This is a genomic window from Dactylosporangium sp. NPDC000555 (genome assembly GCF_040300025.1).
Taxonomy (GTDB): Bacteria; Actinomycetota; Actinomycetes; order Mycobacteriales; family Micromonosporaceae; genus Dactylosporangium.
Genome location: NZ_JBEPDB010000024.1, coordinates 75,547 through 98,750, shown reverse-complemented (window position 1 = coordinate 98,750; position 23,204 = coordinate 75,547). Strand labels below are relative to the sequence as shown.

24 protein-coding genes and 3 pseudogenes are annotated in these 23,204 nt (G+C 68.5%); 10 read left to right on the top strand and 17 right to left on the bottom strand.

Going from position 1 to position 23,204, the window contains the following annotated elements:
* Positions 1 to 638: ABC transporter ATP-binding protein (locus tag ABT297_RS17455; protein WP_350550181.1), on the top strand; the 638-nt coding region annotated here is incomplete at its 5' end.
* A gap of 623 nt (positions 639 to 1,261) precedes the next feature.
* Here the strand turns inward: ABT297_RS17455 and ABT297_RS17450 are convergent.
* The 3 genes from ABT297_RS17450 to ABT297_RS17440 are packed head-to-tail and all read right to left on the bottom strand — an operon-like array spanning position 1,262 to position 2,498.
* Positions 1,262 to 2,080 (bottom strand): SDR family NAD(P)-dependent oxidoreductase, encoded by an 819-nt coding sequence (locus tag ABT297_RS17450; RefSeq protein ID WP_350550179.1) that lies wholly within the window; start codon positions 2,078 to 2,080, stop codon positions 1,262 to 1,264.
* A gap of 56 nt (positions 2,081 to 2,136) precedes the next feature.
* Entirely contained in the window at positions 2,137 to 2,259 is a 123-nt protein-coding gene (locus ABT297_RS17445) for a hypothetical protein (protein ID WP_350550177.1), read from the bottom strand.
* On the bottom strand, positions 2,259 to 2,498 hold the full coding sequence (locus ABT297_RS17440; protein ID WP_350550174.1) for a DoxX family protein: 240 nt from the start codon (positions 2,496 to 2,498) through the stop codon (positions 2,259 to 2,261). Before ABT297_RS17440 ends, ABT297_RS17445 begins: the two co-directional genes overlap by 1 nt.
* Before the next feature lie 130 nt (positions 2,499 to 2,628).
* Here ABT297_RS17440 and ABT297_RS17435 point away from each other — a divergent pair, with 130 nt between their 5' ends.
* The 6 genes and pseudogenes from ABT297_RS17435 to ABT297_RS17410 all read left to right on the top strand — a co-directional run.
* A complete protein-coding gene (locus tag ABT297_RS17435; RefSeq protein WP_350550171.1) occupies positions 2,629 to 3,123 on the top strand; it encodes a MarR family winged helix-turn-helix transcriptional regulator in 495 nt (164 codons plus the stop codon).
* Positions 3,124 to 3,208: 85 nt separating this feature from the next.
* A complete protein-coding gene (locus ABT297_RS17430; RefSeq protein ID WP_350550169.1) occupies positions 3,209 to 3,877 on the top strand; it encodes an SDR family NAD(P)-dependent oxidoreductase in 669 nt (222 codons plus the stop codon).
* 37 nt (positions 3,878 to 3,914) lie between these two features.
* Complete coding sequence (locus tag ABT297_RS17425; RefSeq protein ID WP_350550166.1) at positions 3,915 to 4,652, top strand: dioxygenase family protein; 738 nt, start codon at positions 3,915 to 3,917, stop codon at positions 4,650 to 4,652.
* A gap of 15 nt (positions 4,653 to 4,667) precedes the next feature.
* Positions 4,668 to 4,964 (top strand): hypothetical protein, encoded by a 297-nt coding sequence (locus ABT297_RS17420; protein WP_350550164.1) that lies wholly within the window; start codon positions 4,668 to 4,670, stop codon positions 4,962 to 4,964.
* Between the two features lie 103 nt (positions 4,965 to 5,067).
* Positions 5,068 to 5,361 (top strand): annotated as a pseudogene (locus ABT297_RS17415) (IS5/IS1182 family transposase); the annotation flags it as partial.
* A gap of 575 nt (positions 5,362 to 5,936) precedes the next feature.
* Positions 5,937 to 6,153: pseudogene (locus ABT297_RS17410) on the top strand (ISL3 family transposase); the annotation flags it as partial.
* Here ABT297_RS17410 and ABT297_RS17405 read toward each other — a convergent pair.
* Complete coding sequence (locus ABT297_RS17405; RefSeq protein WP_350550186.1) at positions 6,144 to 6,716, bottom strand: site-specific integrase; 573 nt, start codon at positions 6,714 to 6,716, stop codon at positions 6,144 to 6,146. The pseudogene ABT297_RS17410 and the gene ABT297_RS17405 sit on opposite strands and share 10 nt — an antisense overlap.
* Positions 6,717 to 7,043: 327 nt before the next feature.
* On the opposite strand from ABT297_RS17405, the gene ABT297_RS17400 reads away from it, so the two are divergent.
* Complete coding sequence (locus ABT297_RS17400) at positions 7,044 to 7,946, top strand: COG4705 family protein (RefSeq protein ID WP_350550161.1); 903 nt, start codon at positions 7,044 to 7,046, stop codon at positions 7,944 to 7,946.
* A 362-nt stretch (positions 7,947 to 8,308) separates the two neighbouring features.
* On the opposite strand, the gene ABT297_RS17395 is transcribed toward ABT297_RS17400, so the two are convergent.
* Complete coding sequence (locus ABT297_RS17395; RefSeq protein ID WP_350550158.1) at positions 8,309 to 9,667, bottom strand: hypothetical protein; 1,359 nt, start codon at positions 9,665 to 9,667, stop codon at positions 8,309 to 8,311.
* Between the two features lie 660 nt (positions 9,668 to 10,327).
* On the opposite strand from ABT297_RS17395, the gene ABT297_RS17390 reads away from it, so the two are divergent.
* Together ABT297_RS17390 and ABT297_RS17385 are read left to right on the top strand one after the other, a co-directional pair.
* Positions 10,328 to 10,816: a hypothetical protein gene (locus tag ABT297_RS17390; RefSeq protein WP_350550156.1), complete on the top strand. Its 489-nt coding sequence runs from the start codon at positions 10,328 to 10,330 to the stop codon at positions 10,814 to 10,816.
* Positions 10,813 to 11,694 (top strand): annotated as a pseudogene (locus ABT297_RS17385) (acyl-CoA dehydrogenase family protein); the annotation flags it as partial. The gene ABT297_RS17390 and the pseudogene ABT297_RS17385, both read left to right, overlap by 4 nt.
* Positions 11,695 to 11,946: 252 nt before the next feature.
* Here the strand turns inward: ABT297_RS17385 and ABT297_RS17380 are convergent.
* From ABT297_RS17380 to ABT297_RS17325, 12 genes are all read right to left on the bottom strand, one after another.
* On the bottom strand, positions 11,947 to 12,849 hold the full coding sequence (locus ABT297_RS17380; protein ID WP_350550153.1) for a LysR family transcriptional regulator: 903 nt from the start codon (positions 12,847 to 12,849) through the stop codon (positions 11,947 to 11,949).
* Positions 12,850 to 13,159: 310 nt separating this feature from the next.
* Positions 13,160 to 13,378, bottom strand: coding sequence for a tautomerase family protein (locus ABT297_RS17375; protein WP_350550151.1), 219 nt, complete (start codon positions 13,376 to 13,378; stop codon positions 13,160 to 13,162).
* Positions 13,379 to 13,414: 36 nt separating this feature from the next.
* Positions 13,415 to 14,539, bottom strand: coding sequence for a mandelate racemase/muconate lactonizing enzyme family protein (locus tag ABT297_RS17370; protein WP_350550149.1), 1,125 nt, complete (start codon positions 14,537 to 14,539; stop codon positions 13,415 to 13,417).
* Positions 14,536 to 16,149: a phytoene desaturase family protein gene (locus tag ABT297_RS17365; protein WP_350550146.1), complete on the bottom strand. Its 1,614-nt coding sequence runs from the start codon at positions 16,147 to 16,149 to the stop codon at positions 14,536 to 14,538. Before ABT297_RS17365 ends, ABT297_RS17370 begins: the two co-directional genes overlap by 4 nt.
* On the bottom strand, positions 16,146 to 17,345 hold the full coding sequence (locus ABT297_RS17360; RefSeq protein WP_350550144.1) for a pyridoxal phosphate-dependent aminotransferase: 1,200 nt from the start codon (positions 17,343 to 17,345) through the stop codon (positions 16,146 to 16,148). Before ABT297_RS17360 ends, ABT297_RS17365 begins: the two co-directional genes overlap by 4 nt.
* A complete protein-coding gene (locus tag ABT297_RS17355) occupies positions 17,345 to 18,583 on the bottom strand; it encodes a metal-dependent hydrolase family protein (protein ID WP_350550141.1) in 1,239 nt (412 codons plus the stop codon). Before ABT297_RS17355 ends, ABT297_RS17360 begins: the two co-directional genes overlap by 1 nt.
* Positions 18,584 to 18,633: 50 nt before the next feature.
* On the bottom strand, positions 18,634 to 19,467 hold the full coding sequence (locus ABT297_RS17350; protein WP_350550138.1) for an amino acid ABC transporter ATP-binding protein: 834 nt from the start codon (positions 19,465 to 19,467) through the stop codon (positions 18,634 to 18,636).
* Positions 19,454 to 20,113, bottom strand: coding sequence for an ectoine/hydroxyectoine ABC transporter permease subunit EhuD (gene ehuD, locus ABT297_RS17345; protein ID WP_350550135.1), 660 nt, complete (start codon positions 20,111 to 20,113; stop codon positions 19,454 to 19,456). Before ehuD ends, ABT297_RS17350 begins: the two co-directional genes overlap by 14 nt.
* Positions 20,110 to 20,826: an ectoine/hydroxyectoine ABC transporter permease subunit EhuC gene (gene ehuC / locus ABT297_RS17340; protein ID WP_350550132.1), complete on the bottom strand. Its 717-nt coding sequence runs from the start codon at positions 20,824 to 20,826 to the stop codon at positions 20,110 to 20,112. Before ehuC ends, ehuD begins: the two co-directional genes overlap by 4 nt.
* 39 nt (positions 20,827 to 20,865) lie before the next feature.
* Positions 20,866 to 21,543: a FadR/GntR family transcriptional regulator gene (locus tag ABT297_RS17335; protein ID WP_259858035.1), complete on the bottom strand. Its 678-nt coding sequence runs from the start codon at positions 21,541 to 21,543 to the stop codon at positions 20,866 to 20,868.
* Between the two features lie 106 nt (positions 21,544 to 21,649).
* The gene (locus ABT297_RS17330) at positions 21,650 to 22,141 is read right to left on the bottom strand and encodes a hypothetical protein (RefSeq protein WP_350550127.1); all 492 of its coding nucleotides are present in this window, start codon (positions 22,139 to 22,141) and stop codon (positions 21,650 to 21,652) included.
* A gap of 37 nt (positions 22,142 to 22,178) precedes the next feature.
* On the bottom strand, positions 22,179 to 23,021 hold the full coding sequence (locus ABT297_RS17325; protein WP_350550124.1) for a transporter substrate-binding domain-containing protein: 843 nt from the start codon (positions 23,019 to 23,021) through the stop codon (positions 22,179 to 22,181).
* Positions 23,022 to 23,204: the final 183 nt, after the last annotated feature.

Here is a 23,204-nt window from a genome sequence, read left to right as displayed (position 1 = left end):
ATCCGCACGAGCTGTCCGGCGGGCAGCAGCAGCGGGTCGCGCTCGCCCGGGCACTGGCCCGCCGCCCGGCGCTCGTACTCCTCGACGAGCCGTTCTCGTCGCTGGACACCGCCCTGCGGTCGGCCACGCGCACCGCCGTCGCCGACGCCCTGCGCGCCGAACGGGTGACCACGCTGCTGGTCACCCACGACCAGGCGGAGGCGCTGTCGATGTCCGACGAGGTCGCCGTGCTGACCCACGGCAGGTTCACGCAGGTCGCACCCGCCCGCGAGATCTACGCCACCCCGGTCGACCTCGACACCGCACGGCTGCTCGGCCCCGGCACCACGTTGCCGGGGAAGGTCGACGCCGGCGCGGCGTCGTGCACGCTCGGCACGCTCCGTGTCGCGCAGCCGTGCCCGGACGGCGACGCCACCGTGTTCGTCCGGCCCGAACAGCTCCGCGTGACACCTGCCGCCGGTGGCAACGCCGTCGTCCGCGCCAGCGGATTCCTCGGCGCTGACACCGTCCTCACCGTGGAACTGCCCGACGGCACCCTGCTCGACGCCCGCGCCGACGCCACGGTGGCGTACATCGCTGGCGAACGGGTCACGGTCGACGTGGTCGGCGCCGTGAACGCCTACGCCACCCGCACCTGAGCCACGGCGGCCGCCGATGGCATCTGTCAGGACCGCTGCGGCGGACACGGGCCGGCCGTGACCGGGTGTCGGACACCCCGGTCACGGCACCGGCCGTCCCCGCCTGATCACACACCCCGTGGACCAGGCGCTTCAATCCCGCTTACCAACGCACTGGCAGTAAAGCGGTTGCGGCGGGTGATGAGGGTGTCGGGGTGGTCTGGTCCGAGCACCGACGGCCGGTACCGCGGGTTCTATCCGTGTGCCGGCCGCATGGCGTGTCCGCGGGGCGCCGTCTCAGCCGCCGGGGCGATGGTGTCGAACTCGATCGGGAGGTGGCGGGGGCCGCGGAGTTCCGGGCGGGGTCGGTATGGCGGCGGATCGGCCACCAGCCGGGGATTGACCAGTCGGCGGGCGAGCGCGGGCAGTGCCACCTGCGCCTCGACGCGGGCCAGTGGGGCGCCGAAGTTGGCGTGGAAGCCGCTGCCGAAGCCGAGGTGGGCGTTGTCGGTGCGGTCGGGATCGGGGAATCGGGCTGGGTCGGGTTCGCCGGTGGCGAGGACCAGCGCGAGGAGCGAGCCGGCAGGGATGGTGAGCGGGTAGCCGGCGGGGGCTGCGGAATCGGTGGTCCTCGGTCCGAAGGGTCAGGCGCTGGTCAGGTCGCGGGAGGCGGCGATGACGGTGCTGGTCTGGCTTGCGTCGAGGCTGATCGGTGTCGGGTGGCTGAAGTCTCCGGTCTTTCGCCAGTAGGAGCTCGTGGGCCAGTCCTGGCGACCGGTGGCGTTGATGGCGTTGTGGGCGGCCTTGTCGATGGAGTCGAAAAACAGCGGTCCGAGGACGGCGGCGGTGGTGCGCATCCAGCGCGGCTGCATGCGGAAAATGTCGGTCCGGGCGGTGCCGGCGTTGACAACGCCGGCAAGCAGGCCGGGTTCGGTGGCGGCGAGGTGAGCTGCGTAGTGATGGTTCGCGATCTGGATCGGCTTGCGCATCCGGGTGAAGCTGAACGGGGTGTACTGCGGGAAGTCGGCCATGTCGATCCGGGTCGTCAGGGGTACATGAGCGCTCATCATGACCACGCGCGGGTGTTCGGCGTAACGCAGGGCGGGCAACAGGAGCTGGGTGAGGTGGTAACGGCTGAGGTAGTTGACCGTGAAAAACGGGTGTAGGCCGTCGGCGGTGCGCAGATCCTCAAACGTCATGACACCGGTGGTGTGCAGGATCGCGTCGTAGCGTTCGTGCGCGGTCAGGAGTTCTCGGGCGGCCTGGCGGACGCCGTCGTGGGTGGACAGGTCCGCCTGCACGAACGAGGCCCGTTCGCGCGTCGCGCCGAAGGAGGCCAGGGCGGACTCGCCCTTACGCGGGTCACGGCCGAGGATGACGACGTGGTGGCCGTGCTGCAGGAGGCCGCGGGCGGACTCGAGCCCGATGCCACTGTTGCCGCCGCTGACGATGATGTTCTGCATGATGTGGTCCTTAACCTGGGTGCGCGGGGAAGGCCCGCGATGATTCGCGGGGATGGTCAGAGGCGGTAGGGGGCCGAACCGGCCCAGGCGAGCACGGCCGCCAGCACCAGCAGGATCGCGTTGGCGGCGATCATCTGCGGTTCGCCGCGACGGGCGTGGGTGATCGCCGCACCCGCCATCAGCAATACAGTCCGAGTGCCGCGAGAGGCACCAGGATCTCGGCGACGCCGAGCACCGCGGGCAGGGTCAGTCCGATCGCGACCAGGACCTCGGCGGCACCGATGAGCTTCACCGTCACGGTGCTGACGTCCGCGGTCCAGCCCAGGCCGGAGGCCGCCAACTGTTCGTTCGTCCGGGCCAGCTTCATGGTGCCGGTGGCCAGGAGCACGACGGCCAGCACGACCGCGACAACCCACATAGCGACGTGCATCGTCTATCGAACTCCCCGTCTATGACTAAAAGCTTGTAGTTAAGCTAGCAGCTTTTCGCTACAAGCTACAAGTCAAAACTCTCTGGAATGGCTACAAGCTTGTAGCTATGCTGGGGGCATGGACGACACCGAGGCACCCCGCTGGCTCGACGAGGAGCAGCAGCGGATCTGGTACCTGTTCGCCTACGCGCTGATCAGGCTGCCCGCGACGCTGGATACGCAGATGCAGCGCGACGCCGGCATCAGCCAGTTCGAGTACATGGTGCTGTCCTCGCTGTCCATGGCACCTGATCGCACCTACCGGATGAGCGTGCTGGCCGGCTACACCGCCAGCACCCTGGCCCGACTCGGCAACGTCGTCACCCGCCTGGAACGCCAGGGCTGGGTGCGCCGCAAGCCCGATCCGGCCGACGGCCGCTACACCCTCGCCACCCTCACCGACGAGGGTTGGGACAAGGTCGCCGCTGCCGCCCCAGCGCACGTCGCCGAGGTTCAGCGGACCATCTTCGACCCGCTCACCAAATCTCAGCAGCGACAGCTCGGTGTCATCGCCGAGCGCCTGCTCAAGGCAGCCGACCCGGACGGCCCTCTGAACCGCGCCGTCGACCGGTAGCCACCGGCTCCACACGTGCTTCTTTTCGCGATCTGACAGCAGGTGTCAGGCGTTTCCTCACCATGCCCGAAAGGGGTTTTCGCCCATGCCCACCATCGCCATCGTCGGTGCCGGCCCCGGTCTCGGACTGTCGCTCGCCAAGGTCTTCGGCGGTCACGGCTTCCAGGTCGCCCTCGTCTCGCGCAGCAAGGACAAGCTCGACGCGCTGGTCGCCGAACTCGCCACCGCAGGCATCACCGCTGGGGGCTTCCCCGCCGACACCGCCGACCAGGCGGCCCTGGCCGGGGCACTCGAGCGGGCCGCCACGCACTTCGGCGGGATCGACGTCCTGGAGTTCTCCCCCTACGCGGGCTTCAACCAGGTCTTCCCGCACGAGGTCACCGTCGACAACCTGCGCCCGGAGATCGATCAACTCCTCTACGGCGCCGTCACCGCCACCCAGACCGTGCTGCCCGGCATGCTTGCCGCCGGCGCCGGCACGCTGCTGTTCACCACCGGTGGTGGCGCGATCAGCCCGTACCCGGTGCTGGCCACCGTCAACGCTGCGCAGGCCGCCCTACGCAACTGGGCCCACAACCTGCACAACACCCTCGCAGACAAGGGAATCTACGCCGGCACCGTCGCCATCAACCTCTTCATCGGCGCGACCCCACCGGCCCCGGGCATCCCGCACGCCGACCCCGACGACATCGCCCAGGTCTACTGGGCACTGCACACCCAACGTGACAAGCCCGAGCACATCATCGCCGGCTGACCACACACCCACCTGCGACCATCGAAAGGTCTTCCGCATGACCGACTTCATCACCGCCGACGCCCAGGTCGCCGCGCTCCAGGCGATCATGGCGCAGTTCGGTGCGTCCACCGACCTGCTCGCCGGCGCCGGCAAGCAGTCCGACGGCGACTCGCCGCAGACCACCGAGGGGCCGTACTACATTCACGGCCACGACGCCCTGTTCCGCCGCGACATCGCCGACGGCCGCCCCGGCATCCCGCTACAACTGAGCATTCTGGTACGCGACACCGGCGGCGTGCCCCTCAGCGGCGCCGTCGTCGACGTGTGGCACTGCGACGCCCTCGGCTACTACTCCGGACACCTGGCCCACAACCCGGACACCCTCCCGCAGATGGACGACGATTCCTCCGACTTTCATGTCCCGCCGACCGACGACTCGCGTTTCCTGCGCGGCCTGCAGCACACCGACGCCGACGGCACCGCAACCTTCGACACCATCTATCCGGGCTGGTACTTCACCCGCAGCGTGCACATTCATCTCAAGATCCACGCTGGCGGACGGGAGATATACACCAGCCAGCTCTACCTGCCCGAGGAACACAACGAAACCGTCGGACAACTGCCGCCCTACAACCAGCACACCACCCTGCAGCGGCTGCCCAACGCCGACGACCTCGTCTACCAGAGCGCCGGCGGCAAAGACCTCCTCATCGACCTGCAACCCGTAGACCCGGACCGGCCGGCCACCGGGTTCACCGGCCAGTTCACCGCCACCGTCAGCCCCGCCCGGTAGATCCGGACAGCGACGGTGGCGCTTGCCGGCTGGCGGGAGGATCGCGGCTGGTTGGTGAGGGCTGGTGCGTCGCTGCTCGGCGTGACGGCCGCGGTCAACCTCTATGATCTGATCGCTTTGTGGTGGACGTGGGGGAGTGTCTCGGGCGGCGCCGCTGGGCGGGACGGCCGTCTGTACACGTCGGTGATCGTCGGGACCGGTGCGGAGAGCGGGCCTGACGTCTTCGGTGCGCTGAGCACCGTCGTGGCACTGGCCGGGCCTGTGCTGCTCGCTGTTGGCGCGTTGCGTGGCGCTGTTTCGCGGGCTGTATGACGTGCGGCGGTCAGCTCAGCGATTCCGGTGGTCGACACGCTCCTGACGCGCAGCCCGGACAGGTGCGGGAAGACGTGCCGTCGCGCCGCGGAGTACAGCCCGGCACCTGGACGCCGGCTACGACTCAGCCGCCACCCGCACCGCACTCACCAAACGCGGACTCACCGGCGAGATCGCCCGCAAAGGTGTCAAAGCCCCCATCAAAGCCACCCGACGCTGGCACGTCGAGCGCACCAATGCCTGGCACAACGCCTTCAACCGGCTCCAACGCTGCTACGAACGCAGGGAAGACGTCATCAACGCCTACTTCGACCTCGCCGACGCGATCATTACCGTACGCAGCCCTATCCGCCAGGCATGGACCCTCTACCGCTGGGACACCCGTCCCACCCGCTGACCATGAACGTCCACCTATTTGTGCGACCTCTTAGTCACCCATGTCCCGCTGAGTGCGACCACAAGCACGACAGTGGCAAGCATCCAGGCTAGCCAGGAAGGACCGTCAGGGCGCACCACGGTCCATGCAACGATCAAGGACCCGATCACCACGACCGCTAGGGCTACCAGATAACCGACGCCGGCAGCGCTGGCCGGAATAGGCAGACGAGTTCCCGAGACTTTCGCCGCGATACGGCTAATCACTCCCACAAATAGGGCTGCAGCGACGAGAGAGATGCCCGCGATCTGTTGCGGCAGAAGAGCGGCTGCCACGACTGCAGCGCCTGCGATGAATCCGGTTATTGCGTAGTACCACCACGGAACGACAATCTGGCGGTCAGCCCCATTCGACCGGGCGACCGGTTCCTGTTCTTCTGCTGAGGCCGGTCCCATAGCCACAAGTCAACACGTGGCCCCATGCTGCGTCAAGCTTTCCCGAATTGAGGGTGTAGTGGTGGGTGAGTCCGGTTGCTGGGTAGGGTCGAGGTCTTCGAAGATGGAGATTCCTACCCCTTCCACCCGAAATACCCCGATGTGCTCCACCCTACCTTCCAGGCTCCCGACCTGACCACGTTCTGCCGCCTCGAGGAGTTCGGCCTCCGGGCTGTCGCGGAGTGGATTGAGCGGGCCGGCGGCGATCGAGTGCCGCGTCGTCGAGCTGGACGAGTGGTGCTTTCACTGCTGCGCCGAGGGATCGCCGCGAGGAACGGTCGCACGGAGTCTGGCCCATGCGCTGTTCGGTCACCGGCCGGTCCTGGTGTTTCGGCCGCAGCCCGGCCAGGCCGGCCCGGGCCTGCGCCACCCGCCTCCTTCTTCGGCCGTGTCCGGGCATCGGCCGCCGCGACCCGCCGGTCGGTGAGGTGGGCGGCCGTAGCCGTGGATCTCGATGTGCTTGGCCGGGTTCGCTTCGATGAGCCCTTCGCGGACGGCGAGGTTGAGTGCCGCGCACAGGGTGGTGCGCGGTGCTGCATCGCTGAGGGGGAACTGGGGTTGGCCGCGCCGGTTGGTGGTCTTGGCGATCTCGGCGAATCTGGCACGCAGCAGCGGCGCGTCGAGGTCGGCGACGGTGAGGGTGCCGAGCCAGGGGATGAGGACCTGTTCGACGTCGCGGGTGTAGTGCGGCAGGCTGGCGGGGTGTAGGTGGGTGCGGGTGGACAGCCAGTACCGCAGCCACCGCTCCACCGTCCAGGACCGGGCGGTGCGCTCCTCACCAGTACACGCCAGCCACTCGTCGCGGGCGCGGCGGCCTGCGACGCGAAGCCGCCGCGGCGGACCGCTTCGAGCAGGTTCCTTGATGAGGCGTGGAAGTGCCACGACCCGTGGGTTTGCTCGGTCAATCGCGGGCAGCGCTGCTCTAGCCGCCGGCGGGCCGCTGCCGTACGGCATCCGCACCGCAGCGAGGAGCTGTTCGACGAGGTCGCGATGGGCGACCGTCGTCGCCGTGGTCGGGCTCGGCCCGATCGAGGAGCGCGTGGTCGGCGACGGGTCGCGGTGTCTCCCAGTGCTGCAGGTCCGCTTGGCCGGCGAGCCTGAGGGTGGGAGTGTGTGCTGTTCAGGCGTTTCTTATCCAATTTGGCGTAAATTTGCCCAAATTTGCCCGCTGTTGCCGGGTCCGACGACCGACTGGTGCAAGGAGCTCTCGTGAAGCATGCCGAGGACGCCAACAAAGCGCAGTTCACCCACGGCGGCCGGTACGTCATGAAGAAGCTGCCCGAGGTCACCCTCGCGTTCTGGATCATGAAGATCGCCGCCACGACCCTGGGTGAGACCGCCGGAGACCTGTTCGCCCAGACCCTCAAGCTGGGGTACTTCCTCACCACGATCGCCCTGTTCGGCATGTTCGTGGTCACGTTGCTGGTGCAGTTGCGTTCCCGCAGGTACAACCCCTTCTTCTACTGGACGGTCATTCTGTCCACGAGCATGGCCGGCACGACCATGTCGGACTTCATGAACCGCGACGCGACCGCGAAGTACCTTCCCGCCGGCGCCGATGCGCTCGGCTGGGGGCCGCAGGGATTGGGACTGGGCTACCCGACCGGCGCGGCGATCCTCGTCGCGCTGTTGATCGCCATCTTCGTGGCGTGGCGGTACACCGGGCTGACGTTCGCCATCCGTGACATCGACACGTTCCGCGGCGAGGCGCTGTTCTGGTCGGCGATCCTGGTCTCCAACACGCTGGGCACGTCGATGGGCGACTTTCTGTCCGACAGCTCCGGCCTTGGCTACGGCGGCGGGGCCCTGCTCGTCACCGGGGCCCTCGTGGCCCTGACCGCCCTCAAGTACGTTCCCGTTGTGCCGAACGTCGCGTTGTTCTGGGCCGCGTTCGTGCTGACCCGGCCGCTGGGCGCCACCGCCGGCGACTTCCTCACCAAACCCGCCGCCAAGGGCGGCCTGAACCTGGGCACACTCGGCTCGTCCGCGGTCCTGCTCACGGTCCTGTTCGCGCTCATGGCCTACGCCCATGTCAGGGACCGCAAGCACGGCCCGCGTTTCCACGAGCGCCGTAGCGGAGCCGTCGGCGATCGGCTACCAGCAGACGGGTGAACGCCCGAAGCTCGTGCGCGTACGCGCCGGCGCGTTGCGAGTCGTTATTGCCGCCGCGCCGTGGACTACGGGGTCGGACACAACAGCCACGAGGAACACCCTGCTCGGTCCGACGGTACCGAGGCCGAGGCCGAGGCCGCCGTCGGCGTGCGATTGGGCCAACCAGTCGCCGAGCGGGGGGGGGGTGAGGACGCTGCCCTTGCCGAAAACCCCATCCGCCCTGGTATGGGCCGTTTCATAGAAGGTGGATGTCGGTAGTGGTCGCTTGGGGGCTCTTCGAAACTAGACTAGCCGACGGCTCCTGTTCAGACTCCGGGTCGGCCTGTGGCCCGGCTTCCGGGATTGGCTTCCGGACCGACGGATCAGGCATGGGCCCGCGTCACCACCTGGACCTGCGGGGTGTAGTGGCGCGCATCAGTCGCCCGGATCACCGTGGAGACGTTGTGCTTGTTGAACCCCTTGAAGCCGTTGCGGCGAGCGAGGTTCTCCAGGTGCGAGCCGGGTGCGCCGACAGTGGCGAAGCGTTCGGCGACGGTCGCGTCGAGAACCCCTGCGGCGACCAGTGGTTCCAGTCGTGCCGGGGCGACTATCCAGGTCTCCGCCTCGGTGAACGCCTGCTTCAGGTAGGGGAATTCGGAGAACGGTGACATCTGCGCGATGCCCTTGTCGCGCAGATCCTCGCGGAGGGCGTCGAAGTCGAACTGGCCCTCGAGGTGGTGCATGCCGGCGCTGAGGACCGACTCGCCGTGGAGAGCGCACCAGAGCCCGACGGTGCCCAGCGTCTGACGTTCAACCAGGGACTCATGCACGAGGTCGACGCCGACTTCGTCGGGTGCGAGGTCAGCGTCGGCGAAGATGACGCCCCCAGTGTTGGGGTGCTCCAGGACCAGGGCGCCCCAGCCGGCGTCTGCTCCGGCGTAGAAGTGTTCCCGCGCCGCGAACCCCAGCGCGGTCAGCAGGTCGATCAGCGGGCGGAACGCCGCCCTGCTGCTGCGGAAGGTGTGATGGTCGTTGTTTCCCCAGCCGAGACCGAGGCGGTCCTGACGGCTGTGCTGGGTCGCGCCGGCGCTGTTGCGCCGCTGCCAGTACTGCCGCTCCAGTTCGAGAAAGTAGCTCGCTGCAAGATCGGCACCGACCAGCCGCACCGCTTCGCGGACGGCGGTCATCTGCTGCCGCACACCGTCGGCGCCCTCGTGATGGCGGGGCCGTTCGGTAAGCGCACGCCAGGCCGCGGATGCGGCAGCGGCCTGCACCTGACCATGTTCCTGCGGCTGGACTCCCGCAGCCCAGGAGCGGCGCTCCAGACCGGCGACACCGATCTCCTCGGCGCCTGACACCAGGGCTAGCCGCAGCCTCGACAGTGGCGCGCCGTCGACCCCGTGCGTGCTGCCCTGCGCTTGAGCGAACGCCGCTGCGTCGTCGACGCGCACAGCGACCGCTCTGCGGTCGGCCGGGACGATTGCTGGCAGCTGTGCGGCCGGGTGGCGCCAGATCCCCGTGGTCGTCCGCCAGCCTTCGACGTATCCGATCGCGGCGAGCGACTGCTCGTCGATGGGTGCGACAATGTGGTCCACCCAGTCGAACAGCCGCGTCGACGTGCACGATGTCATGGCCTCTTCCAGCGCGCGCAGCCGGGCGCTGGATTGGAGCATGCCGTCGAGGAGTTCGGCGACATAGGACTCCGCATCGGGGTGCAGGTCCCAATCGGACTTGTCTTGCATTGCGTGTTGCACCTCCAGGGTCGTTATGTTGCAACCCTGACAGGAGCTGGCGATGCGAGGAAGGCACCGGGCCCCGCGAGCCTGGCACCACCAGCATAAGGGTTGCTGGTGCTACTACTGTGTGGCCGCGCGCATCGATAGCCCTGTCGTGCTGGTCCACCGGCCGTTTTTCGTCCAGTCGTCCCACGAGTTGTCCGTCAGCTGCAGCGGGGCGAGTGCAGCGGCGGTCGATGCGACCGCCGCCAGCTGGGGTCGCCCGGAGCATCGGGTGCTGCGCCGCAATGACGCCACAATCTGGGACCTGTTCGCCGCGCTGCTGGAGACCGGCCGTCTCGATCGGGCCGCGCTGGACGCGGCGATGCAGCACGGCAGGTCCGGCCTGCACACCGCGGTCGGCGAGGTGCAGCGGACCGCGACCCGCCGTCCGACGGTGCTGGACGAGAGCCTGCGGGTCGTCGAGGCGCTGCGTAGGGTGTACCCGCTGGTGCTCATCGACGCCCCGGTCGCGGATGTCGCCGGTGTCTGGCGGCTGTTTCACTTGCCGGCGTGCCCGGTGCTGGTGGCCCCGGGCCGGGGTCGACAGTGTGCAGCACACGATGCGCCTGTTGGCGCAGTTGCGCGGTGTGGGGATGCAGGACGCGGCGGCGCGGGCCGGTGGTCGTGGCGGCGACGGTGCCGCGGCCGGCCCGGGAGGTCCGCGCCGCGGTCCGCCAGCTCGGCGGCGCGGTGTCGGCCGTGGTCAGCGTGCCGTTCGACGAGCACCTGGCCCGGACCGAGCCGCTCGACGTCGGCCGCGAGCAGCAGCACATGTCGGGTCCGCGGATCCGGGATCAGCTGCTGCTCGATGGACGCGCCCGCCGCGCGCAGCTGCGCCGCCCGCCGCCGTCCCGACTCGGTGGCCACCAGCTCGACCTGTCGGTAATCGCGGCTCGGGTGCTCCGGCTGACCAGCCCCAGCCGCTCCAACCGGGTCACAGCACTGCGCGTCGTACCCTGCGCCATCCCCGTCGCGGCGGCCACCACGGCCTGGGCTGAGGCCAAGGATTCCTTACGTCCGGCGAGAGGAACCCGCGTCGTTGCTTCGCTTGGCTCGCCATGCAGCGGTTGGCAAGCTCGTGTCTACACGAGCGCAGGACGAGGAGCCCCATGAATCGACCACCGACGCTGGCCGTCACCCCGGATTTGCTCCTCGATCTCGATCAGGCGCTCTCCGAGGAGGAGCGCGAGATTCGACAGACCGTGCAGCGGATGCTGGCCATGCATGCTCGGCCGCATGTCGCCCAGTGGTACGAGGACGGTCGCGTACCGGCACGTGAGCTGTTCAAACAGTTCGGCGAGCTTGGCATCCTGGGGATGCATTTGACCGGCTACGGCTGTGCCGGCATGTCCGCCACTGCGTATGGCCTCGCCTGTCTGGAACTGGAGTCCGTCGACTCGGGCCTGCGGTCGATGGTCAGCGTGCAGGGGTCCCTTGCGATGTATGCGATCCACGCCTACGGCCGGGAGGAACAGCGTTGCGAGTGGTTGCCCCGCATGGCCGCCGGCGACGTGATCGGCTGCTTCGGCTTGACCGAACCAGACGCCGGGTCAGATCCAGGAAGCATGCGGACAACCGCACGGCCGGAACGTGGCGGCTGGGTGCTCAACGGGACGAAGATGTGGATTACCAACGGATCCGTCGCGGACGTAGCAATCATCTGGGCGAAGACACCCGATGGTGTCCGCGGCTTCGTCGTACCCAGCGACACACCGGGGTTTACCGCGCATGACATCCGGGGCAAGCTGTCACTTCGTGCCTCGGTCACCAGCGAGCTCGTGCTCAACGACGTGAGGTTGCCGGCCGACTCTATGCTGCCCGGCGCCCGAGGCTTGTCCGGGCCGCTCCGTTGTCTGAACGAGGCACGGTTCGGGATCGTCTTCGGGGCGATGGGCGCGGCCCGCGACTGCCTCGTGACGGCCGTCGATTACGCGCTCGCACGCGTCCAGTTCGGCCGGCCGATCGCCGGGTTCCAGCTCACGCAGCAGAAGGGAGAGCCGCCAGATGACGACGGAGACCACCGGCGAGCAGTTGGAGCAGTGAAGATCCGCCTGCCCGGTTCATCGTATTGACGGATGCCGTGCAGGTGCGCGAATCGGCGGTGAAGGTGCGCACCGATGATCTCCGGTTGAGGGCTGCGGTTGATGTCGCCTTGCTGATGGGCGTTGAGCCGAGGTGCGATTCTCGTGTTCGGGTCGTCGGGGCGGTGTCCTCGGTGGCGGTTGCTTGCGTCTCGCCAGTGGTCAGGTGAATTCGACCGCTGCGCCTGCCTGGGCGAGCGCGCCGATCGCGAGCGGCAGTACGGGGTTGGAGTTGTTGGCGCGGTAGAGAAGGCTCACGTGTCGTTGATAGGCGATGCCGGCGAGGGATGTGGCGCGTGCCATTGATTGCGTGCTGAGGGCCAGCGTTGGAACCACCGCGATTCCGAGGCCCCAGCGTACCAACGACCGGACCACGGCGTAGTCGTTGCTGTGGAAGGCGATGCGTGGTTCGAATCCTGCGGTGCCGCACAACCGCATGAGTCCTGTATGCCCGTCGCTGCCCTCGTCGCTCGAGATCCACGTCTCGTTGGCGAGATCGCACAGTTCGACGGGCCGGCCGACACGGTCGCTGTCGGGCGGTACCAGAAGGTGCAGGTCTTCGTGCAGGATTGTGGTGGCGGCCAGACCGGTCGGCCAGGTCCGCGGGACCAGGTCGTAGTGATAGACGACTGCCAGGTCAAGTTTTCCCTCGGTCAAGGTAACAAGCAGTTCGTCCGGCTCGCCCTCATCGAGGCGCACGTCAATGCCTGGGCGGCGTTTGAGCAGGCCGGACAGTGCACGCGGCACTAGCTGGGTGCTTCCGGTGGGGAAACTACCGATCCGCAGCCGCCCAGTGGCACCTTTTGCCATTGCGGCGACCTGGGTCTCAAGATCGTCGAAGGCGGAGAGCAGATCGTAGCCGCGCTCTGCCAGGAACAGCGCCCCAGAACTCGGGCGGACGCTGTGCGAGTGACGTTCGAACAATCGCAAGCCGGTTGCCCGCTCCAGCGCCAACATCTGCTGCGATACCGCGGATGCGGTGTAGCCCAAGGCCCGCCCGGCCTTGGCGAACGATCCCATCCTGACGACCTGCGTCAAGGTTTTGAGATGAATCGGATTGAGCATGAGCGGACCTTACGCGATGGGTCATCAACGTTCACTCTGGCTTGTCCCAAGGGCTTGCGGAAGCTGTCAAGGCCGATGAGACACGAGCTGGTTACGCGGTCTGTGTCCGGGATTGGTGTCCGACGAATTTGACGATGTCGATTGCAGCCACGCGGGACGCGCCGCACTTCGCCGGCTGGCCACCCTGACGGGCGGCTAGCCGGCGAACCTTGGGAGGTCGGTAGACCTAGGACGTGAGATGAATGACGAGGTCCTCGATCGTGGGCCATTCCCGAGGTATGGCGTGCACCGATATACAGATGCGCGAAGATTATCGTCTCGGATGGGGTTCCTTCGCCTCACCCGCGGCGTCGGAACGCAGCACACCGCCGACCGCGCTGTGATGGCGTTCGGTCTCCACGATCTGTACGCGGACGGCGGCCGGGTCGACGCTGAGGCTCTCGACTACGGCGTCGGTGACGAGTCGCGCGAGGTCGCGTTTCTGCTGCGGGGTTCGGCCAGAGAACATCTCGACTTTGACGGTAGGCAAGGCAGTTCCTTTTCGTTCGTTGGGGCGGGTGTGGGGCTATACCCGCTTGCGCATGTCCAGGGCGTCGATCGCGTCCAGGTCGATCTCGATGCCGAGTCCGGGCCCGTTCGGGACGGTGAGCGCCCCGTCCTGGATGGGCATCCCGTCGCCGGTGATCTGCCGGGCGTATTTGCGCGGGCCCATCAGGTACGAGGGGTAGGCGAGCTGTGGCACGCAGGCGGCCAGATGCGCGCCGGCTGCGGCGGCGATGCCCAGCTCGACCACGCTGCCCACCATCGCGCTGAGCCCGTGCGCGAGGGCTGATCGGGCGGCGTCCAGTGCGGCCGCGGGTCCGCCCAGCTTGCACATCCCGATGGTGGCCACGGCGGCGGTATGGGTGCCGGCGGTGCGGACAGCATCGACATCGGACAGGACGCCCTCGTCTGCGGCGACGTCGATGCCGTACCGCTCGCCGTAGATCCGGGTGACCTCGCGCATGCCGGTGGGGTCGCGCGCCGGCAGCGGTTGTTCCACGAGCCGCACGCCCAACTCGGCCAGGCGCGGACCGGCCCGCAGCGCCTCGGATCGGCTCCACAGTCCGTTGACGTCGATGATGATCGTGGTCGCCGGGCCGAGCGCGGCCCGGGCCATGGCCAGCCGGTCCAGGTCGGCGGCCAGCTCGCCCGGTCCGACGTAGAGCTTGAGGGTGTGGAACTCCGCGGCCTGCCGGGTGGCCGCCTCGACGATGACCTCTGGCCGCTCGTCCCAGCCCACGCTGCCGTGCAGCGGCAGGGTTTCGCGATACCGCCCGCCGAGGACCGCCCAGATCGGGCTGCCGGCGGCCTTGCCGGTGAGGTCTAGGAGCGCGGTCTCCAGTGCGGCCCGGGTGAAGGTGAAACCGACCAGGCGCCGGTCGAGCAGGTTCACCGTGGTGCGCCAGGAGCGCGGATCGCGGCCGAGCAGGAACGGTTCGATCCGCTCGGAGATCACCGAGACCACCGATTCCCGGGTCTCTGCGGTCAGCTGGGGCACCGGGCATGCCTCACCCCAGCCGATGAGGCCCTCGTCGGTCTCCACCCGGACCAGGACGTTGGAGGATCTCTCCCGGACCACGTGCCCGAACTTGAATGGCTCCTTCAGCCGCGCGTCCAGCGGGATGGCGTCGATCTTCGTGATCTTCATGTGCTCGCTGCTCCGTCATTTCCGGCGAGATCGGCCAGGACCGCCATGCTCGCGTTACGGCCCGGCACTCCGGTCACCGAGCCGCCCGGCCAGCTGCCGGCGCCGCACAGGTACAGGCCCTGCACCGGGGTGCGGTAGTCGGCCATTCCGGGCAGCGGGCGGAAGGAGAACATCTGGGCCGGGAGCGTGTCGCCGTGGGTGATGTTCCCCCGCAGCAGCCCGTACTCCGACTCCAGATCCACCGGCGACCAGAACCGGACGTCCGTGATGATCTCCTTCAGGTTCGGTATGTACTCGGACAGCACATCGATGCAGCGCATCCCGAACCGGCTCCGCTCCTGCTCCCAGGTCGTCCCGACCAGGTCGTACGGCGCGTGGAAGACGTTCACGCTCATCACGTGCCTGCCCTCTGGGGTGACGCTCGGGTCGGACACCGATGGGGTCAGACCCCACAGCATCGGGCCGTGCGACGGGCGCCCGTACTTTGCGTCGTCGAAGGCCCGTTCCATGTACTCCAGCGACGGGGCGATCCGGAACTGACAGCCTGCCAGCAGTTCGGCCTCCGTGTCGTCGCCGGCCATCGCGAAGCGGGGGATCCCGTCCAACGCCAGTCCCACCTTGAACGCCGAGCCGTGCAGCGGTAGCCGGGCCGCCCGGTCGCGCACCTCGTCGGGCAGCGCGTCCGGAGGCAACAGGTCCAGCAGGGTGGTCATCGGGTTCACATTGGACAGCACGACCCGGGCCCGGAACTCCTCGCCCGAGGTGGTGACCGCGGCCCGGATACGACCGTTCTCGGTGACCAACTGCGCCACCCGCGCGCCCAGCCGCAACTGCCCGCCGGCGGCGGTGAAAGCGCGGGTCATCGCCACCGCGATCGTCCCCATGCCGCCGATCGGGATGCCGGTCGAACCGCGCAGCACCTGCCGGCGCGGGTCGTCCGCGCCGATCGTGGCCGCGGAGCGCACCGACAGCGGGCGGGCCAACAGCCGCATCACGGTCCCGGGGGACCGTGGCCCGGCCAGGTTGGCCACGATGGCCACGCTGGCGATGAGCGCCTTGACCTCGTCGGACTCGAACCACTCGTCCAGCAGGTCCTGGACGCTGCCAAACATGATCTTGGACAGCATCTCCTCGCCGCGCGCGTCGGCGATGTCGCCGATCACGGTGGCGAACGGCGGGGGCGCCTCGAAGATGTTGGCCCGCAGCCGGGCCGCGAACTCCTCCAGGTAGGCGAAGAACGGGTAGTACCGCTCGGCGTCGCGGCGGGAGAACTTGGCGATCTGGTCGAGGCTGCGCCCCCGGTCGCGCCACCCGATGAACCCGGTCCCGCCGGGGAACGGGTAGGTCAGCGACGGATCGGGCCGTACGAACCGAAGCCCGAAGTCGGCCAGGCTCAGCTCTGCCACGATGCGCGGCTCCAGCGACCCCGGGCTGTTGGTGATTGAGGCGGTATAGCCGGGGAAGTACTCCACCGGTGCGGTCAGCCCGCCGGCGATGTCGCGCTGCTCCAGGATGACCGTGCGTAGTCCGGCCTTGGCCAGGTAGGTGCCGGCGACCAGCCCGTTGTGGCCACCGCCGATGATCGCCACGTCGTACTCGCCCCCGCTCATCGGGCCTCCGCCGGCTCGCGCAGCAGCGACAGGGCGGCGGTCAGCCGGCGCAGTGCTTCGCCCAGCTCGGGCTCCTCGGCCACGAACGTGATCCGCAGCCGGCCCGGCGAACCGAACAGGGTGCCGGGCATGAGCAGGACTCGCGCCTCCCGCTTCAGGTACTGCACCAGGTCCAGGTCGGTCTCGATGGGCGTGCCGGCCTGGTCGCGGCTACCGAGGTACGGGGTGCAGTCGGCGAACGTGTACATCCCCGCGGCCGCTGGAAGCACCCGCAGGCGCGTGCCGGAGCTCAGCGTCGAGTGGGTCAGCTCGGCTGCGGCCCGGTATCGCTGGGCCGTCTCGGCCAATGAGTCCTGTGGCCCGGTGAGCGCGGCGGTCGCCGCGTGCTGGCTGATCGAGCTGGCACACGAGGTGGTGATGTACTGGAGCCGGGCGAGGTGTTCGATGATCTCCGGCGGGCCGAGTGCCCAGCCGATCCGGTAGCCGGTCATCCCGTACGCTTTCGACACCCCGCTGACCACCACCGTGCGCTCGCGGGCTCGAGGGCTGACCGAGGCTAGGCAAGGCGCTGTCGTGCCATCGAAGGTGAGCTGTTCGTACACCTGGTCGCTGATGACGTTCACCGCGGGGTGGTCGGCCAGCAGGGTGTCGAGCGCGGCGAGTTCGGCCCGGCTGTAGACCGTGCCGGTCGGGTTGTTCGGGCTGTTCAGCATGATCCACCTGGTCTGCGGCGTCAGCGCCGCGCCGATCTGCGCCACGGGCAGTCGGTAGTCGCCGTCGGGCCCGTTGACCACCACGGGCTGCCCGCCGGCCAGGAGCACCATCTGGTAGTAGACGGGGTAGTACGGGGCGAGCAGCAGTACCTCGTCGCCGTCGCGGATGGTGGCGAGCAGCGTGTTGATGATCATCTGCTTCGAGCCGTTGCCGACACAGACGTGATCTGGGTCGTAGTCCACACCGTGCTGGTCGGACACCTGCGCCGCGACCGCCTCGCGCAGCGCCCGGATCCCGGTGACCGGGGTGTACCCGGTGTGGCCGTCGGTCGCAGCCTGCGCGGTCGCCGCCGCGACGTGCGCCGGGACCGGCGAGCGAGGGTCGCCGGGGCCGAGGTTGATCGTGCCGGCTTCCCGGCTGAATAAGTCGGGATAGCGGTCCACCGTGGTGAACAGCCCTTCGGTTCGTAGGGTGAAGCGCATCAGACGATGTCACCCCCCGCGCAGGTCGCGATCAGGGCGGACGGGCGGATCGTCACGCCGTCGCGGACCACCAGCTCGATCGAGTCGTCGCAGGCGGACAGGTCGGCCAGCGGGTCGCGGCCGAGCACCACCAGGTCGGCGAGCATGCCCTCGGCCAGGATGCCGATGTCTGGTACGTCGATGATCTGCGCGGCGTCCCGGGTGGCCGCGGCGAGCGCCTGCTCTGGGGTGCGTCCCGCCTCGACCATGTGCACCATCTCCCGGCCCATCTTGCCGACCACGTCGGTGCCCACGCCCAGCCGCACGCCGGCCTTGACGGCCCGGGCCAGGCTGGCCATTCGCAGCTCGATGCTCTTCTTCGCGTTGTCCTGCATCCACTGTGGCCGGCCGTGCCGCTCGCCCTCGTACGCCACCGAGTAGGAGTCGTCGATGGTTGGCACCAGCGCCACGTCTCGTTCGGCGAGCAGGTCCGCGCATTCATCGTCGAGGAACGCGGCGTGCTCGATGGTGTCCACACCAGCCAGGACACTCGCTTTGATCGCGGCCGGCGGCTGGGCGTGCGAGGCTACCCGCAGCCCGAACCGGTGCGCCTCCTCGACCACCGCGCGCAGCTCCTCATCGGACAGTTGCTGCGCCCACGGGTTCTCGCGGCGCATGGCGACCACGCCGCCGCTGGCGCACACCTTGATCACGTCGGCTCCCCGCTTGTGCTGCAACCGCGCCAGGTGTCGCATGGCGTCGGCCCCGTCGCCCTCCGCGCACAGCGGTTGCCCGTGCCCACCGGTCGCGGAGATCATCTGTCCACACGCCACGACCCTGGGCCCGACGAACTGGCCCATGTCGATGATGTCCCGGATCACGATGTTGGTGGCGTCCTTGGAGCCGAGGTCGCGCAGGGTGGTCACGCCGGAGGCGAGGGCGAGCAGGGCGTTGCGGATCGCGCGGGGGACCAGGGTCACGGTGGGGCCACCGACCCGGTCGTGCATGCTGCCGCGTACGTTGTGCATGTCCAGGTGCTCATGCAGATTGATCAGACCGGGGATGACGTACCGGCCGGGCAGGTCGAGGACCTGCTCGGGGTGCGCGTCGACCCAGCTTGTCAGCTCCGCCGGCAGTTGTCCGTCGGGGTGCACCCCGCCCAGCCGGTTGCCCCGCAGAACGACCGTGGCCCGGTCGACCACGCCCTGGTCGGTCATGGTGATCGCGGTGACGCCCCGGATGACCTTGGTGACTTCCATCGAAATGGACCAACCTTCCTGTGTGACTGCTCGATACCGGCTGTCTGTCCTCACCTCTCCACCACCGCGGAGAGGAATCGTTTGGTGCGTTCGTGGGCCGGCTCCCGCAGCACCTGCGCCGCCGGCCCGTCCTCAACCACCTGGCCCTCGTCGAACATCAGCACCCGGTCGACGCTGCGGGCGGCGAAGGACATCTCGTGGGTGACCATGAGGATGGTCAGGTCGCTGGCCTGGCTGATGTCGCGGATGACCGCCAGTACCTCGCCGACCAGCTCCGGATCCAGCGCCGAGGTCACCTCGTCCAGCAACACCAGCCTCGGTTCCATGGCCAGCGCCCGGGCGATCGCCACCCGCTGCTGCTGCCCGCCGGACAGGTTCGCCGGCCAGGCGTCGGCGAAGCCGGACAGGCCCACCATCTCCAGCAGTTCCAGGGCCTTGGCCCTGGCCGCCTCCCGGCCGATCCCGCGGGAACGGATCGGTCCCTCGGTGATGTTGGCCAGCACGCGCATGTGTGGGAACAGGTTGAAGTGCTGGAAGACCATGCCAACATGCCGCATGGTGCGGTCCCGGTCGCGAGCGTCGCCCCGGCGCCAGGGGCGCGGCCTGCGGTACGGCCAGACCTGCTGGCCGAACACGGCCACCTGGCCGGCGTCCGGCTCCTCCAGACCGGCCACGATCCGCAGCACGGTGGTCTTGCCGGACCCGCTGGGCCCGATCAGGGCGACCTTCTCGCCGGTCCGCACCGTCAGGCTCAGATCGTCAAGCACCAGGCGGGTGGAGAACGACTTCGAGACCGCTTGGAAGCGGACCGACTCGGGCTTCGGCTCGGCGGGCCGCGACGCGTCGCCCCTGCGGATAAGACCATTGATGTCAGGCTGCGCCACGGGCCAACCGCCTTTCCAACACGCGTAGGGCCAGTACGCAGGGGATGGTGATGACGATGAACGCCACCCCGGCCAGGGTGAGTGGTTCCAGGTAGCGGTAGCTCTCCGCGCCCAGATCCAGCCCGGCGGTGAGCAGCTCGGTCACGGTGATGGTGGACAGCACGGGGGTGTACTTGAGCATGACGACGATGTTGTTGCCGAGCGCCGGCAGCACCGCGCGGAACACCTGGGGGATGACCACGTCGATCCACTGCCACACCGGCGGCAGCCGCAGCACCTTGGCCGCCTCCCACTGCCCGCGGGGCAGGTTGACGATTCCCGCCCGGTACACCTCGGCCATGTAGGCGCTGCCGTACAGGCCGAGGCTGAACACGCCGATGACGAACGGCCCGCCGCTGATCCCGATCGAGGGGAGTGCGTAGTAGAAGAAGAAGACCTGCACGACCAGCGGGGTACCGCGGACGAAGTCGACGATCAGCCGGGCCAGGTGAGCCACCCCGGGCACCCCGCTGAGCACGAGAATGGCCCAGAACAGGCCGGCGACGAGCGCGATCACGGAACCGAGCGCGGTGACCTCGGCGGTGATCAGCATGCCGCGCAGCAGATTGGGCAAGCACGACCAGGCGTACGACCAGCTCCAGCTCATCGGGCCTCAGCTCCCGCCCGTTGCGTGGCGCCGCGCCGCTTCCTGTCGCGCACCATGTCCGCGCGCCCCCGGCCCGTCACCATGACCCGCTTCTCCAGAAGGCGGAAGGCGAACGCGATGGTCGACGAGAGCAGGTAGTAGATGACCAGCAAGAACCCGAAGACCAGCACACTCTGGCCGATCTCGTAGCGCACATCCTGAGCGCGACCGGTCAGGTCATGGACGGAGATGAACGACAGCAGGGCGGTGAACTTGAGCAGTGCGATGCTGAGGTTCCCGAACGGCGGCACCATGGTCGGCACCGCCTGGGGGAGGATGACTCGCACCATTCTGCGCCAGCCCCGCAGCCCGAGTACGTGCGCCGCCTCCCACTGCCCGCGAGGCACCGACAGCAGCGAGCCACGGACGATCTCCGACGCGTAACAGGCTTCGGCCACGCCGAGCACGACGACGCCGGTGAACATCGGGGACAGCGTCACGCCGAACTGCGGCATCACATAGAACGCCCAGAAGAGCATCACCAGCGTGGCGGTGCCGCGGAAGGTCTCCACCACGCCGGTGCACAGCCAGCGGACGGCTGTTGGGCCGTAGGCGCGCCCGACGGCGAGCAGGAAGGCGAGCACCACCATGATCACCCACGCCATCGCGGTGACCTTCAGGGTGACCAGCAGGCCACCCCAGAGATACGGCAGCTCCTCGATGAGGCGGTTCATCCGCAGCCGCCCAGGGTGGCGGCCGGCGGGCGGGTGGCGTCAGGACAGCCCGTCGATGCTGTCGTGGGTCTGCTGGAGATGCTTCTGCATGAGCGAGCGGGCCGCCTCGGCGTCGCGGCGTTCGATGGCCGCCGCGATCTGCAGGTGGTCCGACGTGAGCGTGTGCGCGTCGTCGTCGGAGCGGTACCGGTCCCGCTGACGAAGCTCCTCCAGCAGCCGCAACTGATGGTTGATGAGCTGCTCGATGACGACGTGATGGGCGGCCGCGGCGATGGCGTTGTGGAACCGGATGGTGTCCGCCCAGGAACTGTGGTCCTTGGCCGCGTCCAGGATCTCCCGCATCTCCTCGTCGGTGTGCCGCAGGCAGGCCAGCTCCGCGGCCCGGGGTTCCAGCAGCGCGCGGGCGTCGAGGACCTCGTTGATCGTGATGACCTCGATGCTGTCGGTGAGGCTCCAGTCGGCCGAGCCGGTCGGCTGCACGTCACGCACCGCGCGACCCACGCCGTGCCGAGTGACGATGATGCCCCGGGCCTCCAGGACGCGCAGCGCCTCCCGCAGGCTGTTGCGGCTGACGCCGAGCTGCTCGGCGAGCTCCCGCTCAGGCGGAAGCGTCTGGCCAGGCTTGAGGATGCCGCTGTCGATGAGTTCCCGGATCTGGTGTTGAACCTCGTTGTGCAGTCGCTTGATGTTGATCCGGTTGAAGACTCGGTCGGCCATGGCGACTGCCTTTCCGGACACGCGGACCAGACAGCGTGCCCCGTTTGCGTACGATATCTGTTGATGTCAAGCCCGGATAGGGGGGCTCCGGCAACGGCGTCGGCCGTCATGACCGGCCAACCGTTCCGACCCGGGGCGCCGCCGCGTACGCGATGACCTTGAGGCCGGTGACGCCCGAAAACCCGAGCGAGCCGCCGCCGGCTATCCCCAGACCGCTGTGCCGCACCGCGCTGTGCGGCTGAGCCGGACCCACCTCTCCATGGCTATTAAGCCACACCGTGCGCGCCTCTGGCCGCCTGGCCACTCGCCAGCCCTCCACTACGGCGGCCAGCTTGCCCTGCTCGGCGGCGGGCAGGCGGGGCAACTCCTCGGCGTGCTGGCGCAGGCGTTCCCCCGAGGCGCCCAGCCCTTCCCGGCGGGCTGGCTCGTCGCCGCGCCATCCGGGAAGCCCCCGCTCGGCTCCATGTGCCGCCGGGTCGAGCTGGTCATCGGAGCAGTCCGGCGCATGCCCGACCTCGGCAATTGCCGCCCGGTTGCACACGGTGAACCTGATTGGCGACCCGGTTGGCAGGCCACCGATAGTCATCGCGAAGATCATCTGCTGGGTACCTTCCTGCCCGACGGCGCGGACCGGACTACCGGGCGGTGCAAGCCTGCTCGGCGGTGACGTTGATGGTGATCTTGGGATCGAACCCGTTGCTCTCGGAGATCGACTTGTACTTGCCGTTGTCCTTGATCGTCTTCAGCCCCCGGGAGAAGACGTCCATGAGCTCCTTGTCGTCCTTACGGAAGGCGGCGGCAGCCGGCTGGAGCACCACGTCGGAGGCGGCGAGGAAGGTGACCCCCTCGGCCGCGATGCCCTGCAGGGACTGGCCGCCCGCGAAAGCGGCGTCGACGCGTCCGGCGTTCACCGCGTCGATCAGGTCCCGGACGCTGGGGTAGAGCGAGATGGCCGACTCCGGCACGCCGAGCGCCTTGGCCTTGGCGTTGGTGGTACTGCCGCGCAGCAGCCCGAGTTTCAGGCCACCCTTGCCAAATTGGCCGAGCGAGGCGATCTGCTTCGGGTTTCCATTGGGTACGGCGAGGCTGAACGTCTCAGTCTCCAGCGGGTCGGTGAAGGCGACCTGCTGGCAGCGTTCGGCGGTGATCTGCAGACAGGCGCCGACCATGTCCCAGCGCTTGGCCTGGAGGCCGGAGATCAGATCGGAGTACGCGGACGCCACGATGTACGTCGGCTCGGGCCGTCCCGCGGCGGTGAACGCCGCAGTGATCAACTGAGGACACACGCCGGTGCCCGCTCCGGTGCTCTTGTCCTGGCTGCTGTATGGCGGCTGTTCGACGATGCCCACCTTGACCGGCGCGGCCTTGTCGTTGGCGCCGCTCCCGCCGTCGGTCCCGCCGCACCCCACCGAAAGGCTCAGCGTCGCCACGAAGGTCAACGCCAGCCGGGTCTTCCTTGACCGCCAGAAATCTCTCACGTTTCCTCCTGGAAGTTTTTTGTGCCCCCCGGCACCGGTTCGTCATGGCATCGCGAACAACTGGGCGAGGGCAGGATCGGCGGAGCCCCGCCGGGGTGTCTCCGGCTCGAGCGCCGGACGACTGGAGATTTGCATTCGCTTGGAAGGATGTCAAGTGGGTGGAGGTCCAACCACTGGGTGTCT